Consider the following 909-nt stretch of genomic DNA (forward strand, 5'->3'; position numbering starts at 1 on the left):
GCACGAACCGGTCCGCAGCTTCGGAATCGCTAGATCAATGAGCCGTTCCCAGCAACTATTTGCTACTCTCCGTAGCCATCACGGATTGTGACGATCCGGGAGTGCTGAAACGCAAGACGCGGGGTCTCGATAAGAAGTAGGTCCTTCCACAGATCCACTTCAGATGAGGCCCCGCGCGCGCATGAGTCTCGCATACGTCGGCAAGCTGCAGTTCTCCGAACGCACCGTCCTCCGGCTGGCTACCCTGCTGGTCGCGGAGCGCGAGCGTCGAGGTACCCGGAAGGGGACCCGCGCCCTCACCCCGTGGGCGCAGGCCGTGCTCGTGCTGCGCTGGTTCCGTGACGGCACCCGGGTCAAGGACCTCTGCGACGACAACGACATCAGTTCCTCGGCGGGCTACCGCTATCTCCACGAGGGTGTCGCGGTCCTCGCCTGGCAGGCCCCTGACCTGCGCAACGCGCTGCTGGCCGCGAAGGCCGCAGGTTACGGGCACGTCGTCGTCGACGGCACGGTGGTCGAGACCGACCGGGTCTCCGCTCCCGGCCCGACGAAGGGCGTGGACCTCTGGTGGTCCGGAAAAATCAAGAACCACGGCGGCAACGTCCAGGTCGTCTCCGCCCCCGACGACGGCTGGCCGCTGTGGGTCTCAGACGTCCGGCCCGGCCGGGAGCACGACACCACCGCCCTGCGCGCCTCCGGCGGGCTTCCGGTGCTCGCCGACTGGACCGACGCCGGCGGCGAGATCCTCGCAGACCTCGGTTACGAAGGGCTACAGGACCAGGTCGCGATCCCGTACAAGAAGCCCAAGGGCGAAGACCTGCCCGACGACCAAAGGAAGCACAACAGGATCCACTACGCGCTGCGGGCCGTCGGCGAACGCGCGAACGCCCTCCTGAAGTACTTCAAGGC

General features: G+C 66.9%; 1 protein-coding gene. It reads left to right on the forward strand.

The annotated features are described in order from the left end of the window. Positions 1–181 precede the first annotated feature (181 nt). Positions 182–909 (forward strand): HARBI1 family protein (locus CV1CTNOD_RS14720; protein WP_131786665.1); only part of this gene is annotated, 728 nt, incomplete at its 3' end.

This window comes from Protofrankia symbiont of Coriaria ruscifolia (assembly GCF_900634745.1).
Lineage (GTDB): Bacteria > Actinomycetota > Actinomycetes > Frankiales > Frankiaceae > Protofrankia > Protofrankia californiensis.